Genomic DNA, 14,615 nt, shown 5'->3' on the forward strand with positions numbered 1-14,615 from the left:
GCGAAAGTCTGGCTAGTATGGGCATCGCTCACGAGAACGTTTCCCCGCTCACCGATTGCTCTCTCGATACTTGATACCGGGACGCGACCGACACGCGAAGGCTCGTTGTTGTGAGGTTTGCGCGGAAGCTTGGTTCCGCGGGCCTCCTCCGATCCCGACGGCTCATTGGACGGCAGGTCTTACGTTGCTACTGATGCTGTCAATGTGAATCGAGAAGAGAAACAATGGGTAACCGACTCTACGTGGGGAATCTGTCCTTCAACTCGACGACCGAGTCCGTCCGCGACTGCTTCGCGAGCATCGGCGAGGTCACCGACGTCCACGTCGTCACGGATCGTGAGACCGGCCGTTCGCGCGGCTTCGCGTTCGTGACCATGGGCTCGCAGGCCGAGGCTCAGAAGGCGATCTCCGAAATGAACGGCGCGCTGCTCGACGGCCGTCCGCTCCGCGTCAACGAGGCTGAGGAACGTCGCGGCGGTGGTGGCGGCGGCGGCGGCTTCGGTGGTGGCGGCGGCGGCGGTGGTGGCCGTGGCGGCTTCGGCGGTGGTGGCGACGGCGGCGGCCGTCGTGGTGGTCACCGCGGCTGGTGATTGCGCTGGTGATTGGCGGGTGAGCGCCGCAAGCGCGCACACACGTCGATCACGCTGATGGTCGCGTTCGAGGGAAGTCGAGCTCGATTCGATCGTCGTTCATGACCGTGGCGCGGGACGGAGTTCGTTCCCGCGCCTTTGTCTTTTGTGCGCCCGCCCTCCTGTATCAGGCGCGCGAGACGCCTGCCCCGGCGTCACGTTCGGACGCAAATGGTAGACTTGCGAGAGCGTGGGGACGGCTCGCCATCCGGATGACGAACGGGGGCTGGCGCCGGCTGGCACCGTGGAAGCGGAGCGGCGGCGGAGCTGGATCCGTGTGCTCACCTTTGCGGTGGTCACGGTCTCGTTCCTGACGGGAACGCTGGGGACGTCGTACGGCGGCGCGGGCCGCTTCGTCGCCGAGATGCTCCTCGCCGTGGGCTGGGCGTACACCTTCGCGTTCTTCCTTCGTCCTCCGCATCGGCGTCTCGGCTCGCGTCACGCCTCGTACGTCACGCTGGCCTTCGACGGCGTGCTCTGCCTCGGGTGGATCGCGATCACGGGTGGTTTGGACTCGCCGTGGAGCGTGACGCCGTACGTGGTCGTCGCGTCGATCGCGCAACGCTATTCGCCGCGCGGAACGCTCCATGCGGCGCTGTTCTACGGCGTGGGACTCGTCGGGGTTGGTCTCCTATGCCGCCAGCTGCCGGTGCGCATCGAAGAGATGGCGATCCGCGTGTTCCTGCTCTTCGTCGTGCCGCTCGGAGCGAAGGTCGGTGACCGCGAGCGAGGTCGTTTCCTGGCGTCGCGTCTGCGCGTGCTCGATCTCACGCAAGAGGTGGCGCAGGTCGGCACCTGGGAATGGGACGTCGAGCAGAACATCGTGACGTGGTCTCCGCAGCTGTACCGAACGTTCGGGCAGCCGCTCGATCATCGACCGACGCTCGAGTCGTTCATGAACACGATTCACCCCGACGATCGCGCCGAGGTGCAGAACGTGATCCAAACGGCGCTGGCGACGCGCGAAGGTTTTCTGATGGACCATCGCATCGTGCGTCCGGATGGAACGGTGCGGTGGCTGCACTGTCGAGGGCGCGTGCACGTCGATGCCGCCGGCAAGGCCTACGAGCTCGTCGGCTCCTCCGAAGACGTGACGGATCGGAAGCGGGTGCAGGAGCAGCTTCGCTTCACCGAGAAGCTCGCCGCGATCGGCACGCTTGCAAGCGGGATTGCGCACGAGATCAACACGCCTCTCGCGTATCTCGGCAATAACCTCGAATTCATCGAGCGGGCCATCGCGTCGTCGAACCGCGTCCACGACGGACGCCTGATCGAGTCTGTCGCGGCCGCTCGGCACGCGTCGGCGCGCGTGAGCGAGATCGTGCACGGCCTCCGGACATTCTCGGCGGGCCAGGACGACCTTCGCAGGGCCCTGCCGTTGCCGAGCGTGCTCGACATGGCCATCACGATGGTCTCGCACGAGATCGGTCTGCGTGCGCGCCTCGTCAAGGATTACGAGAGAACACCGCTGGTCTTCGCCAACGAATCGCGTCTCTCGCAGGTCTTCGTCAATCTCCTCGTCAACGCCGCGCAGGCCATCGAGACCGGGGCACTCTCCGACAACGCGATTGCGGTGAGCTTGTCGACGGACGAGCGAGGGTGGGCCAGCGCTCGCGTCACCGACACCGGGGCCGGAATCCCGCCCGAAAATCTCGTGCGCATCTTCGACCCCTTCTTCACCACGAAGGAGACGGGCGTGGGAACGGGTCTCGGGCTGTCCATCTGCCACGGCATCGTGCGAGATCTCGGCGGCGAGATCTCCGTCGAGAGCGAGATTGGCATCGGGACCAGCTTCACCGTGCTCCTGCCGCCTGCGCCGGAGGGCGAGGCCGTGGCCGCCACGGAAGCACCGGTCGTTCGGCCCGCGTCCGTTCGGCCCCCGGTGCCCGATGTCCAGCCCGATGCCGAGCCGCGCGGCCGCGTTCTCGTCGTCGACGACGAGCCTCGTTACGGCGCGTCGCTCCGGATGCTGCTCGAGGGCGACCACGACGTCGAGCTCGCGAGTGACGGCGAAGCTGCGCTCGCGCGGTGCAAGTCGGCCAACGTGCCGGACCTCATCTTGTGCGATCTGATGATGCCCGGCATGAACGGCATCGAGCTCCACGAGGCGCTCCTGCGCGATCATCCCTCGCTGCTCGACCGCATCATCTTTCTGACCGGCGGCGCAACGACCGACGCTGCGCGCGCGTTCCTCGCACGTCCCGAGATTCGCTACCTCTCGAAGCTCACCGAGCCGGAGGCACTGCGGAAGCTCGCAGCGGAGATGATGCGCAAGCGCGCGGCGGGCAAGTCGTCGGACGAAGTCCCCTGAATCAGTGACGCGACTTGCTCCGGCGTCGTCGGAGAAGCGAGCTCGCGACGGCGACGACGGTAGCCACAAGACCAACGGTGACCCCGGCGGGACGGGAAGAGCTGACGGCGCACGACGACGCGCTCGACTCTTCCGGCGTCGCGGCGCTGGCGGGCTCGCACTGGACGTTCGCGTCGAACTCGAGCGGTAGCGGTTGCGACGTCGCGCCGGCGACGATGGCCTCGAGGCGAATGTGATGGAGGCCAGCGGACACCGTACCGTAGGTGTCGTATCCGGGGTCTGTCACGCAGACCGTACGGATTCCGCGGCGAGATGTCGACGTCGAGGTCGTGATGTCTTGAATGTCGAGATTGACGGGTTGCCCATCGACGAAGCTGACGATCTTCGCGATCGGCAAATAAGGAACGAGCTCCGCGCTGGGCGCGAATTCGAAGAACGTCGCCGCCTGATGGCCGCCATCGCTGCTCTGACTCGTATTCCAAACGTGGCCGCAGCTCGAATGGTCACCTCGCAAGGATTCGGCAACCGTCACGCTTCCCATCGTGGTCGGCAGGGGCGCCGCGGGCCCTGCGGTGAACGAAACGCTCGACCGATTCGGGACCTGGCAGTTCGGTGACCAGCGCACCTCATAAGCTTCGCCCGCGGTCAGCGGGGTCGAGAGGAAGAGGAACTTCGTGTTGGTCGCTGCATCGGCGGTGGCGGACGTCGTGGTCGCGACCAGTTCGCCAGTTGCCTTGTGCAACTCGAAGTTCGTCGCGATTGCCGCGTCGAAGAACGCCAAGGCCGGCGCGTTGGACGGAACCGCAGCTCCCGGAGCGGGCAAGACCTCGACGGAGTCGCATTGTGGGATCACGCCGCAAGCGGCGGACGGGCGTGCGTGGACGATCAGCGACGACGCGATGGCGGCCGAAACGGCAAGGCGGAACACAGCATCTTGAGGCATGGGTGCGCGCAGTGCACAGCGCGTGCCTCGCGAACGAGCCCAGAGATGCTGGCTCATTCAGCGTCGTGTGCCATCCAGGTTGTGCCAGCAAGACAGGGCCGTCTGGCACAACCGGGAGGCAAACGGGCCTACATCCGCTGGGGCGCTTCGATGCCGAGGAGGTCGAGTCCGCGGGCGAGGACGCGACCGGCGAGCGAGGCGAGGGCGAGGCGCGAGGTCTTCGTCGCTTCGTCCTCGGCCTTCAGCACCGGGCACTTCTCGTAGAACGTCGTGAACGCGCTCGCGACGCCGTAGAGATAGGTGCACATGCGGTGCGGCTGAAGCGTGTCGGCCACGGAGCGAGCCGTTGCGCCGAAGTTGAGAAGCTCCATGGCGAGGGCGTGCTCGGCGGGCTCGCGCACGACGATGGCAGCGCCTTTCATCGCGCTGTCGATGCCTTCCTTGCGGAAGATGTTCTGGCTGCGCGCATGGGCGTACTGCACGTAGGGCGCCGTGTTGCCGTCGAAGGCGAGCATGCGGCTCCAGTCGAACACGTAGTCCTTCACGCGATCGCTCGACAGGTCGGCGTACTTGATGGCGCCGATTCCGACCTGGCGTGCGACGACGTCGCGCGTGGCGTCGTCGAGGTCGGAGTCCTTCTCTTTGATGATCGCGCTCGCACGCGACGTGGCTTCGTCGAGCAGGTCGATGAGCTTCACCGTACCGCCGGCGCGCGTCTTGAACATCTTCTTGTCGGGCCCGAGGATCGAGCCGAAGTTCACGTGCTCGGCGCGTGCCGGCGGAACGAGCCAGCCGGCGTCGCGCGCGACGGCGAAGACCATCTGCAGGTGCTGCTGCTGCGGCGTGCCGACGACGTAGAGGATGCGCGTCGCCTTTCGCGTCTGGATGCGCTCGCGAATCGCGGTGAGGTCGGTGGTGGCGTAGCCGTAGCCGCCGTCTTGCTTGCGCACGATGAGCGGAAGGGGCTCGCCTTCCTTCGTCTTGAATCCCGCGGGGAAGGCGCAGAGTGCGCCGTCGCTCTCGGTGACGAGCCCCTTGCCTTCGAGCTCGGTGACGACGCCAGCGAGGAGCGGGTTGTAGTGGCTCTCGGCGCAGAAGTCCTTTTCGGTCAGCGTGACGCCGAGCTTCTCGTAGACCTCGCCGAAGTAACGCTTGGACTCGTCGACGAGTCGCTTCCAAAGAACGAGGGTGTCCGCGTCGCCGGCCTGGAGCGAAACGACGCGCTTGCGGGCGCGATCGGCGAAGGCGGGGTCGGCGTCGAACTTGGTGCGGGCTTCCTTGTAGAAGGCGTCGAGGTCTTTGACCGTGACCGTCTCGCTCTTGTCCTGGCCGAGGTCGATGAGGTGCTCGATGAGCATGCCGAACGGCGTGCCCCAGTCACCGAGGTGGTTCTGACGAATCACCGTGTGCCCGAGGAACTCGAGGGTGCGAACCAGCGTGTCGCCGATGACGGTGCTGCGGATGTGCCCGACGTGCATCTCCTTGGCGACGTTCGGGCCGGAGTAGTCGACCACCACGGTCTCGGGGCTGCTCGTCGTCGGAACCGACAGGCGCGGATCGGCGGCGGCCTCGGCGAGCTGCGCGGACAGCCACTCGTTCGAGAGGGAGAGGTTGATGAAGCCCGGACCGGCGACCTCGACCTTGTCGACGATGCCCTTCACGTCGAGGACGGCGACGATGGCGTCCGCGACCTCGCGCGGCTTCTTCTGGAGCTTCTTGGCAAGACCGAGCGCCACGTCGGCCTGGAGATCGGCGTGAGCCCCGCGACGCAGTGCCGGATCGGCCTTGGCGTGTTCTTCACCGAAGGCTTGGCGGAGAGCGGCTTCGAATCGGGGCGCGAGCGTGACGATCGGGTCGGCCATCGTCCGTCTTCTTTCGTGCAGGTCGCGCGCCGCGTCAACTCACCCTTGAAACGTCGGAGATTCGGCCATTTCGGCGGCTGCTGGAGGCCGCCGGGAGAAAGAGCGTGGCCATCGCGACCATGACGAGGCCGAAGGACCAGAGGCCGGGCATGGCGATGGCGAACGCCAGATGCAGGAGGACTACGCCTGGAAATCCGAGCTTGGGGCGCACGAGGAGGAGCAGGGGAGGACGAGCTCGACCGCGATGACGAGCACCGACGCGACGCGCGCGATGCTCAAGGGCCAGCCGAAGAGGTTGACGAGCGACTGCCCGCACGCGAACCCGTGCAGGATCTTGTTCACGGCCCCGAACACGTAGACCAGGACGATCTGGGCTCGGACGAGGCCCATGTTGGGAAGCTCGGCCGTTTTCCCTTCGGCGATCGAAGGCGGACCGAGCGCCACGTAGAACCCGACGAGGAAGAGCAGCGCGCCGTGGTTCGAGTAGTGCTCGAGTACCGACAAGAAGAGCAGGGGCACGGCGAGTCGAAAGCCCGTCCCCGTAAGCCCCGTAAGCCCGCGCCGGCCTAGGCTGCCGAGCACGACGAGAATGCCCGCCAGCGAGAGGAGTGCCCACACGATGGCGAGTGTGGTCGTCGACCAGAGCGGCAAGATCGGGAGATGCCGCCACGGATAGAGTCTGCCCTGGTGCACGGCCCACATGCCGGATGCAGCCTCGGTCGCGACGTTGGCGAGGATGGCGGCGCCGAACAGTCGCTCGAACCAGGCGACCTGGCGTCCATCGAAGACGTCGAGATCAGCGAGGCGCACGACGGACCTGACAGCCTGCGCTCGGATCCAGCACGGCGCGCGTGCCTCGCCGGCGGTTCTCGAACGTGAAGGGCGCGCGGCTTGGTTCCTTCTCGCATACGAAGCGCACGATGTCGGGAAGCTCCTGATCGTCGACGAGGTGCGCACCTCTCGGGAGGTACGCGCGAACGTCGATGGCGGTTCCGTCGCGATCGGCGAGCGTGTAATCGACCCTCTGCACGTCCTCGAACATGTGCCAGCCCGGCAGGTTGTTCTCGGCTGCCGCGAGCAGGCAGTAGAGGACGTTGAGCACCAGCAGCGCTCTGCAGAGCGACTTCATCGGCCTTGCAGGGTATGATCGTCTTGCCGAACGTGACGACCGACAACTCACAGAAGCGCGACATTCTCCGGCGAGTCAGAGTCTTTGCCGACCTTGGCGACGCGGAGTGCGATGCCGTTCTCGGCGTGCTTCGTGCGCGTCGAGGCGCGCCGGGCGACGTGCTCTTTCGAGAAGGTGATCCGGGCCACTGCCTGATGATCGTGCTCGATGGGCAGCTCGTCGCGAGCGTTGCCTCGGGTGGGAGCGAAGAAGTCGTGGCGCGCCTCGGCCCGGGGGAGGTCGTCGGAGAGATGGCGTTCGTCGACGCGGAGCCGCGCTCGGCCACGGTGTCCGCTCCGTCGGGCGCCACCATTCTCGAGTTTTCCCGTGCCGCGATGGCGTCGCTGCAGCAAGGGGCTCCACGTGTGGCGGCGGCGATCCAGCGGAACGTCCTCGCCGACGTGGCGCGTCGCCTTCGCGATGCCGGAGAGAAGCTTGCCGATGGTGGCGGCGGTCCATCGAGCATGCGCGGCGCCGGTCCCGAGTCACGTCGCGCGGGACGCGGATTGACGGTCGAGCAGCTTCGTCGCGTTCCCGCCCTCGCCGAGTACGGAAGCGAGGATCTCGAGCTCCTCGCATACATCGCCACGCTTCGTTCGTTCGCGCCGCGCGACGTGCTGATGCAAGAGGGAAGCGAGGGCGACGCGTGCTGGCTTCTCCTCGGCGGCGCTGTCGACGTCACACGCGCAGGCGTTTCGACCGTGCTCGCGACGCTCGGCCCCGGCGCACTCGTCGGTCAGCTCGCCCTGCTGGACCGCGCACCTCGCTCGGCCACGGTGACCGCGGTTCGCGAGACGCACGCGCTCGAAGTGCGCGCCAACGCGTTTTCGAACCTGCTGAAGGCGAACTCGCCCGTCGCGCTCCGCTTCCAGGAGCAAGTGGCGCTCGCCGGTGTTCGCCAGCTTCGCGCCGCCACGCGTAAGCTCGCCGAGGCCGCCGCCGCCGCCTCGTCGCCAGCGTCGACGCGCATGCGCATGATCGACGACTGGGACGAGGGCGACGCCCCGAAGCTCGAGCTATCGATCGAGCCCTCTTCGCTAAGGCGGCTCTGAGATGATCGGCAAGCGTCTCTTCCTCGTGGCGGTCTTCCTCGCTGGATGCGGGGCAGGGAAGCGGAACGAGAAAGCACCCGCGGCACCCACCGTCACCGCGGCGGACGACGCGCCTCCGCGGTTTGCCGAACTCGGGAGCTGCGTGCTCGAGAGCGGTGAGCGCATCGAAGACTGCCGCATCGCGTATCGCACGCTCGGTACGCTCGACGCGACCAAGTCGAACGTGATCGTCGTGCCGACGTGGTTCACCGGGACCACGAAAGGCCTCGTGGGCATGATTCCGGGCTTCGTCGACACGAAGCGCTTCTACGTGGTGCTCGTCGATTCGCTGGGGAACGGCGTTTCGTCCTCGCCTTCGAACAGCAAGCGTCAGCCCCGGCTCGCGTTTCCGAAGTTCACCGTCCACGACATGGTGGAGAGCCAGAAGCGCTTCCTCGAGGAGGTGCTCGGTGTCCATCACGTGCGAGTGGTGATGGGCCTCTCGATGGGCGGAATGCAGGCGTTCGACTGGGCCGTTTCGCACCCCGAGTTCATGGATGCGTTCGTGTCGATCGTGGGAACGCCGCAGCTCGCGTCGAACGATCTGCTGCTCTGGACGACCGAGCTCCACGCGCTCGAGTCCGACGTGGCGTACCGGAATGGCGACTACGAGGGCATGCCCGTCCTTCGCGCGGTGCACGACATCCATCAGCTGGCGTTGACCACGCCGAGCTACCGTTCGAAGGAGACGTCGCGCGACGGATTCGCGAAGTGGCTCGCCACGGAGGAGGCCGACGCGTCGTTCGATTGGAACGATCGCCGCCGGCAGCTCGAGGCGATGCTCGCGCACGACGTCGCGCGGGGAACCACGCTTTCCGTCGCGGCATCGAAGGTGAAAGCGAAGGCGCTCGTGGTCGTCTCCGAGCGCGATCAGATGGTCGCCCCGGAGCCCTCGAAGACCTTCGCCAAGCTTCTCTCGGCGCAGCTCGTCGTCCTCGACACGCCGTGCGGACACCTCGCCCTCGGTTGCGAAGGTGCGAAGGCCGCCGACGCCGTGAAGAGCTTTCTGTCGACGCTCGGCCGCTGAGCTCGTTCACGCGACACGCGTCACGCGAAATTCGAACGCTCGTCGACGCTGCTGACGTCGATCGGTCGGTCGACCGACGTTCGCACGCGTTCACACGTTCGTTGCGCTCACCCCGTGACCGCCTGCATTCGGGTGCTTATGCATAGGACGTTGGTGGAGAAGATGGACGAAGACCGCCAAACCTCCTCGGCACTGCTCCTTCGCGGAGCCGCAGGCCTGCTGTTCGGGCTCCTGGCGCTCGCCTGGCCGGGGGCGGCGTTCGTCACCCTGTTGCTCCTCTTCGGCATCTACGCGCTCGTCGACGCCTTTGCGTCGGCGTCGTTCGCTGTGGCCGTGCAACATCGTGACAACGGCGCGACCTTCTACTTCATCCGCGCGGTCGTCGGACTTTCGGCCGGGCTTCTCGCGTTTTTCTTCCCGACCCTCGCCGTTTACGGGTTCTCGCTCGTGGTCGGCGCGTGGGCAATCTCGGCGGGCACGGCAGAGCTCGTCTTGGCCGCCCGTCTCCGCCGGGAGGGAGCGCGGCCTTGGTGGCTTGGGGCCGCGGGGGTGCTTGCGCTGGGATGCGGAGCCGCGCTGCTGCTCGCCCCTCTGACCGGACTGACGGGAGTGGTCGAGATGGGTGGGATGATCGCGTTCCTCGCGCTTCTCAGCGGCGTCGCGTCGATCAGCGTGGCGACGCGGATGCACGGGGAACATGGGGCGGCGCACGCATGAGGCGTCTCGTTGTCTCTTTCGTAGCAGCGCTGGAGCGCGCCCCCTCCACCTCCGCCTTTCGAAGGCCTCCGGTTTGCATTAAGGGGGACTTGCAGTACGGTGGGCGCCTTCACAGGCACTGTACTGGAATCCAACGACCCGACGCCCTCTCAACTGAGATTGCCCTAGGGATCGCGGCCCCTCGCTTCCGGCGGCGTCGTTCATCGACGAAAAGCACGCAGCGAAGTCGCCGAACGGAAAAGGGAGAACCCATGGGTCACATGTCGAGAGCGTCAGGTACGGGCGGAAGCCCGGTTGGAGTTACCCGTGGGAGCTCGTTCGTCCGTTGATGAACCGACGCAACCGAGACGCCGCGAACCGCTTTGCGGAGCGACGGCGACGCGAGGACGAAGCTCCTCGCCTGCTCGCCGAGGCCAAGAACCTCGCGAGCTTGAAGCTCGAGCTGGAAGAACGCCGTTCCGGCGTGGTTTCGGCCGAGGTTTCTCATATCCGTCGGGTAGTCGTCGAGCACGCACCTGCGTTGTTCGAAGTTCCGTGCAGTGACCCTTCGTGCCATGACGGCGGGCACGATCTGACGCGGCCGATCATGGCCGAGCTCCGGGCAGGGGCAACGCGTTTCGAGGGCGAAGACGTCTGCTACGGGCAGGTCGGCAACGTCCCTTGCGAGCGCTTACTCCGGTACGTCGGTATTGCGACGTATAAGTAAGCGGCTTTGCCGCTGCGCTCTGCCGGCCGTCTCGATTGAAACCCCCACGACACGTGAGCGCCGAGTGCGCCGCGTGAAATTCGAGTCTACGACGTGAATTCTACTGCAACCTTGCCCGAGTCCCCGTTTGCGGCGCTCGGACTGCTCGCTCCATTCGTCCGCGCGGTCGCCCAAGAGGGCTACGAGGCGCCGACCCCCATCCAGTCTCAAGCCATTCCGCACGTCATCCAAGGTCGCGATCTGCTCGGTTGTGCGCAGACCGGCACCGGGAAGACGGCGGCCTTCGTCCTGCCGATCCTCCAGCGCCTCGCGGAGCGCCCGCGTAACGGCAAGATCCGCTGTCTGATCCTCGCCCCGACGCGTGAGCTCGCGGCCCAGATCGGCGAGCGCGCGTCCGCGTATGGCCGTCATGTCGGCCTGCGACAGACGGTCATTTACGGCGGTGTCGGCCAGCGCAATCAGGAGATCGCGCTCAAACAAAAGCCCGACATCCTGATCGCCACGCCGGGCCGCCTTCTCGATCTCATCCAGCAAGGGTTCGTTTCCCTCGATGGTGTCGAGATCTTCGTCCTCGACGAAGCCGACCGCATGCTCGACATGGGCTTCATCCACGACGTCCGGAAGGTCGTGAAGCTCGTTCCGACGAAGCGGCAGACGCTCTTCTTCTCGGCGACCATGCCTCGCGACATCGCCGACCTCGCGCAGAGCATCCTCATCGACCCTGTCCGCGTGTCGGTCGCGCCGCAGTCGACGACGGCGGAGAAGGTCGAGCAATCCGTGTACTTCGTGGCGAAGAGCCACAAGCGCGCCTTGCTCGAAAAGCTGCTCCGCGATCAAGGAGCGCTCCGTACGATCGTCTTCACGCGCACCAAGCACGGCGCAAACCGCCTCGCCGAGCAACTCACCCGGGGCGGTCTCGACGCCGCCGCGATCCACGGGAACAAATCCCAAGGGGCACGTGAGCGCGCCCTCGAAGGATTCAAGAACGGAACCATCTCCGTTCTGGTCGCCACCGACCTCGCGGCGCGCGGCATCGATGTCGACGGCATCTCGCACGTGGTGAATTTCGAGCTGCCGAACGTCCCCGAGCAGTACGTCCACCGTATCGGTCGAACCGGCCGCGCGGGCGCCGAGGGCCGAGCGATCGCCTTCTGCGACGAGGACGAGAAGAAGCTCCTTCAAGACATCGAGCGCCTCATCCGTACGCGCATCCCCGTTGCAGGGCGAGTGGTCATGCCCGCGTCCAGTGCCGACCGAACCGGCGACAACGACGGCCGACCGCCGCGCGCGCACGGGGCGCATGGGAATGGTCAGGCGCAGCGCGGTTCGCAGCAACGTGCTCCGCAGCAGCAGCGCGCTTCCCAGCAGCCGCGCGTGGCGCAGCAGCCGCGCGCTCCGCAGCAGCGCCCTCAGGCGCCGCGTCCCGCGAGTGTCACCACCGGACCTAGCGCCGGTAACGATCCGAACTCTTCGCCCGGGCCGCGCCGACGTCGTCGACGCCGGTTCCGGGGTGCTCGCCTCCCCCAGGGCGAACTTTCTTGAAACCACGAGGCGGTCCACAGCGGTCGCGGAAAGGGTGGTTGTGATGTCCAACCCGAGCGTGAACAAAAGGCAGAAAGAGAGACAGCGTCAGGAGCGTCAGCGCGAGAAGAGCGCGAAGCGCGAGGAACGCAAGCGCGAGAAAGACGCGCGCCCGGATGCGAAGCCGGGTGAAGATCCGGACATCGCCGGTATCGTTCCCGGGCCCCAGGCCCCCCCGGACTGGGCGATCGAGTAGACCGTCCGACCTCGCGCGAGTCTTCGAACCGCGCGCGAGACCAAGCAGTAAAGCGAGCCGAGCTGCATCCGTATCTGGGATGCAGCTCGTCGCTTTTTGTGGGCCCGCCTCAGTTCGAAGCGGACAACGCGGCGCCCTGGCTTGCGGCGCGCCGTGCGGTTCGAAGGATGGCCCCGAGGCGCTCGCCGGCGTAGAGGCGGCGCGCGCGGAAGACGCCTTCGACGTGTTCCGGACGCACACGACCATGCGCATAGAGTGGAGCTCGATCGGGCAGCGCCTCGACGCGGGCGACGAGCGCCGGATCGTAGAGCGACTCGGGCGTCTCGCCGATGGACGCGTTCTTCGCACGAAGCGCGCACACGACGGGCTCACCGCCTTCGGCCACGCAGTACGCGAGGATGTCCCACGCGAGCGCGGCGTGCTCGGATTCGTCTTCCACGATGCGCACGAGCGCTTCGCGGCATGCCGGATCGCGCACGTCGTCGAGGGCCGTTCGGGCGAGTTCGGCGTTGAAGTCTTCGAGCAGCGCGCCGTCGACGAGCGCTTCGGTGGCAACCTGAACGAGCGCCTTCGTTCGGTCGCGTGGCAGCGCATCGTCGCCTCCGTAGAGCGCCGGCATCGGTTGAACGCCGAGATCTTCACCCGCATAGGCCGAGGCTAGCGCGAAGCATCGCTCGGCGTGATCGATCTCCTGCAGGCACGACAGGTGAGCGCGTCTCACCAGATCGGACGGCGCGCCGAGGGCCACGAGGTGCCGAGCGACGCGCCCGAATGCCGGGACGCTCGCGTGCTCTTTGCGTGCATCATGCAGCCAAAGGTCACGCAGGACGGCGCGCGTGACGTCGTCGAGGCCGCTCGGATCGGGACGAGGACCACGTGCCCACTCCTTGCTCGCGCGAACGTCCGGCGTGACCGCACGCTTGCCGATTCGTAGTGGTCTTCCCCAACCGCCGATCCCGAGACTCGACGGGCTCTGTGTCGACACGAACCAGAACAGCGACGTGAGAAGCGCGCTTCCCAACGCGAAGAGCGAGGTCAGAACGATGCCCACCACCGACGCCTTGTCGCGCGGCTCGTACGGCGCACGCCTTCGCGCCGTCTGGGACAGCCGACGGAGTGCCATCACCGCCAGTACGACGATGGCACCCACGGACAGGAAACCAAGAACGGCGCCTGCCGATTCCTCGAGATGATCGTAACGGCACCCGTATCGCGAGCACGCGCCGAACGAGGCCCCGACAATCGCTGCAATTCCGAGGTTGCAGTAGGTCGCGAGACGCCGGCTCGGCCGCGGCGGTCCGGAAGGGGGCGGAGCGGGTTCGCGGTACGGTTGCGCCGTCATCCCTCGATGATACGCACGGCGCAGACGCTCGGCATGCCTGCTTTACGGGTCGGTCACTGGCGCCAGATCTCCTTCGCGCCCCCGTCCGGATCGAGCGACTCGGCGATCTCCACGTTTCCATCTCGTCGGATGCGCAACATCCGGCCATGGCTGTCGTCCACGTCGGGAGACATCCCGCAATCGATGCGGAACAGAACTCCTCCGAAACCGACCGCGATCTCGCCGCGCGGTCCAAGTGCGTCGGGCTGATGGCCGAAGACGATGTGCCGGGCTCCCACCGCGTTCGCATAACGGGCGGCGGTCTGGGGATCTCCGCCATACCAGCCGCGAGACTCCAAGATGGAGTCGCCCCCGATGATCTCCGGATCCGCGTAATCTTGATTGAGGATGCCTGCTCGAAAGGCTTGTTCCAGCTCGGCGACGGAGCGCCCTTTCGTGTTGCCGGCATGCGCGAAGAACCAGTCGCCCACCCTTGCTCCGAAGGAACGATCGCGGAGCCACGCGCCACGAGGATCGCTGCCGTTGGCGATTCCGACCGGCGTCAAGCCGTGGTCCCGGATCTCGTGATCGACGCCGTTGTCCTTCGTGGCCTTGTCGTTCTCGGGATCGTAGAGGAACTCTGCCTCGTGGTTTCCCAAGGTGAAGACGACCTGTCCGCCCGCCGTCGCTGCTTGCGACTCCAGCGTTCGTAACAGGTCGATCGCCTCCAAGGGGGAAGGGCCCTTGTCCATGAGGTCCCCGGTCACGACCAGCACGGAGTCCCCTGCCGTCCACTGCGCCGCTTCGGGAGATGGCGGTGAAGTCGCAATCACGTGGTGAGCCACAAGCAAGGCCACCATGCGGTCGTAGCCACCGTGCACGTCGCTCATGGCGTAGACGACGGCGGGAGCGTCCCTCTCCAGAACGGCCGGGTGGGCCGACCAGTCACGCGGAGCAGACACCACCGCGTAGGGGACGCGCTCGTGGCTGCTGCACGCCGTCAAGAGCAGCGTCAGGCCGAGCGAAGCGACGAGGTGCACGAACGACGTCCGATACGTCACGC

14 protein-coding genes are annotated in these 14,615 nt (G+C 66.6%); 8 read left to right on the plus strand and 6 right to left on the minus strand.

The window, feature by feature from the left end; genetic code table 11:
* Positions 1-224 precede the first annotated feature (224 nt).
* Both AKJ09_RS33745 and AKJ09_RS33750 read left to right on the plus strand, forming a co-directional pair.
* On the plus strand, positions 225-590 hold the full coding sequence (locus AKJ09_RS33745; protein WP_146651966.1) for an RNA recognition motif domain-containing protein: 366 nt from the start codon (positions 225-227) through the stop codon (positions 588-590).
* A gap of 229 nt (positions 591-819) precedes the next feature.
* Positions 820-2,940: an ATP-binding protein gene (locus AKJ09_RS33750; protein ID WP_146651967.1), complete on the plus strand. Its 2,121-nt coding sequence runs from the start codon at positions 820-822 to the stop codon at positions 2,938-2,940.
* A gap of 1 nt (position 2,941) precedes the next feature.
* Here AKJ09_RS33750 and AKJ09_RS33755 read toward each other — a convergent pair whose 3' ends face one another.
* The 4 genes from AKJ09_RS33755 to AKJ09_RS33770 all read right to left on the minus strand — a co-directional run bounded on the left by AKJ09_RS33755 (position 2,942) and on the right by AKJ09_RS33770 (position 6,874).
* Positions 2,942-3,883 carry a hypothetical protein gene (locus AKJ09_RS33755; protein ID WP_146651968.1) on the minus strand — a complete coding sequence of 314 codons (942 nt, stop codon included), beginning with the start codon at positions 3,881-3,883 and terminating at the stop codon, positions 2,942-2,944.
* Between the two features lie 128 nt (positions 3,884-4,011).
* The gene (gene argS, locus AKJ09_RS33760; RefSeq protein WP_146651969.1) at positions 4,012-5,745 is read right to left on the minus strand and encodes an arginine--tRNA ligase; all 1,734 of its coding nucleotides are present in this window, start codon (positions 5,743-5,745) and stop codon (positions 4,012-4,014) included.
* A gap of 180 nt (positions 5,746-5,925) precedes the next feature.
* On the minus strand, positions 5,926-6,555 hold the full coding sequence (locus tag AKJ09_RS33765) for a hypothetical protein (RefSeq protein WP_146651970.1): 630 nt from the start codon (positions 6,553-6,555) through the stop codon (positions 5,926-5,928).
* Complete coding sequence (locus tag AKJ09_RS33770; RefSeq protein WP_146651971.1) at positions 6,542-6,874, minus strand: hypothetical protein; 333 nt, start codon at positions 6,872-6,874, stop codon at positions 6,542-6,544. Before AKJ09_RS33770 ends, AKJ09_RS33765 begins: the two co-directional genes overlap by 14 nt.
* A gap of 14 nt (positions 6,875-6,888) precedes the next feature.
* Here AKJ09_RS33770 and AKJ09_RS33775 point away from each other — a divergent pair, with 14 nt between their 5' ends.
* From AKJ09_RS33775 to AKJ09_RS33800, 6 genes are all read left to right on the plus strand, one after another.
* Complete coding sequence (locus AKJ09_RS33775) at positions 6,889-7,965, plus strand: cyclic nucleotide-binding domain-containing protein (protein ID WP_146651972.1); 1,077 nt, start codon at positions 6,889-6,891, stop codon at positions 7,963-7,965.
* Position 7,966: 1 nt separating this feature from the next.
* Complete coding sequence (locus AKJ09_RS33780) at positions 7,967-9,031, plus strand: alpha/beta fold hydrolase (protein WP_146651973.1); 1,065 nt, start codon at positions 7,967-7,969, stop codon at positions 9,029-9,031.
* Between the two features lie 153 nt (positions 9,032-9,184).
* Positions 9,185-9,748: an HdeD family acid-resistance protein gene (locus AKJ09_RS33785; protein WP_240488976.1), complete on the plus strand. Its 564-nt coding sequence runs from the start codon at positions 9,185-9,187 to the stop codon at positions 9,746-9,748.
* A 328-nt stretch (positions 9,749-10,076) separates the two neighbouring features.
* On the plus strand, positions 10,077-10,454 hold the full coding sequence (locus AKJ09_RS33790) for a hypothetical protein (RefSeq protein WP_146651975.1): 378 nt from the start codon (positions 10,077-10,079) through the stop codon (positions 10,452-10,454).
* Between the two features lie 93 nt (positions 10,455-10,547).
* Entirely contained in the window at positions 10,548-11,996 is a 1,449-nt protein-coding gene (locus AKJ09_RS33795; protein ID WP_275936663.1) for a DEAD/DEAH box helicase, read from the plus strand.
* 43 nt (positions 11,997-12,039) lie between these two features.
* Positions 12,040-12,231 (plus strand): hypothetical protein, encoded by a 192-nt coding sequence (locus AKJ09_RS33800; RefSeq protein WP_146651976.1) that lies wholly within the window; start codon positions 12,040-12,042, stop codon positions 12,229-12,231.
* A gap of 109 nt (positions 12,232-12,340) precedes the next feature.
* Here the strand turns inward: AKJ09_RS33800 and AKJ09_RS33805 are convergent, their stop codons facing one another.
* Positions 12,341-13,573: a hypothetical protein gene (locus tag AKJ09_RS33805; protein ID WP_146651977.1), complete on the minus strand. Its 1,233-nt coding sequence runs from the start codon at positions 13,571-13,573 to the stop codon at positions 12,341-12,343.
* Between the two features lie 53 nt (positions 13,574-13,626).
* Complete coding sequence (locus AKJ09_RS33810; protein ID WP_146651978.1) at positions 13,627-14,613, minus strand: metallophosphoesterase; 987 nt, start codon at positions 14,611-14,613, stop codon at positions 13,627-13,629.
* Positions 14,614-14,615 lie beyond the last annotated feature (2 nt).

It is taken from the genome of Labilithrix luteola (genome assembly GCF_001263205.1).
Classification (GTDB): domain Bacteria; phylum Myxococcota_A; class Polyangia; order Polyangiales; family Polyangiaceae; genus Labilithrix; species Labilithrix luteola.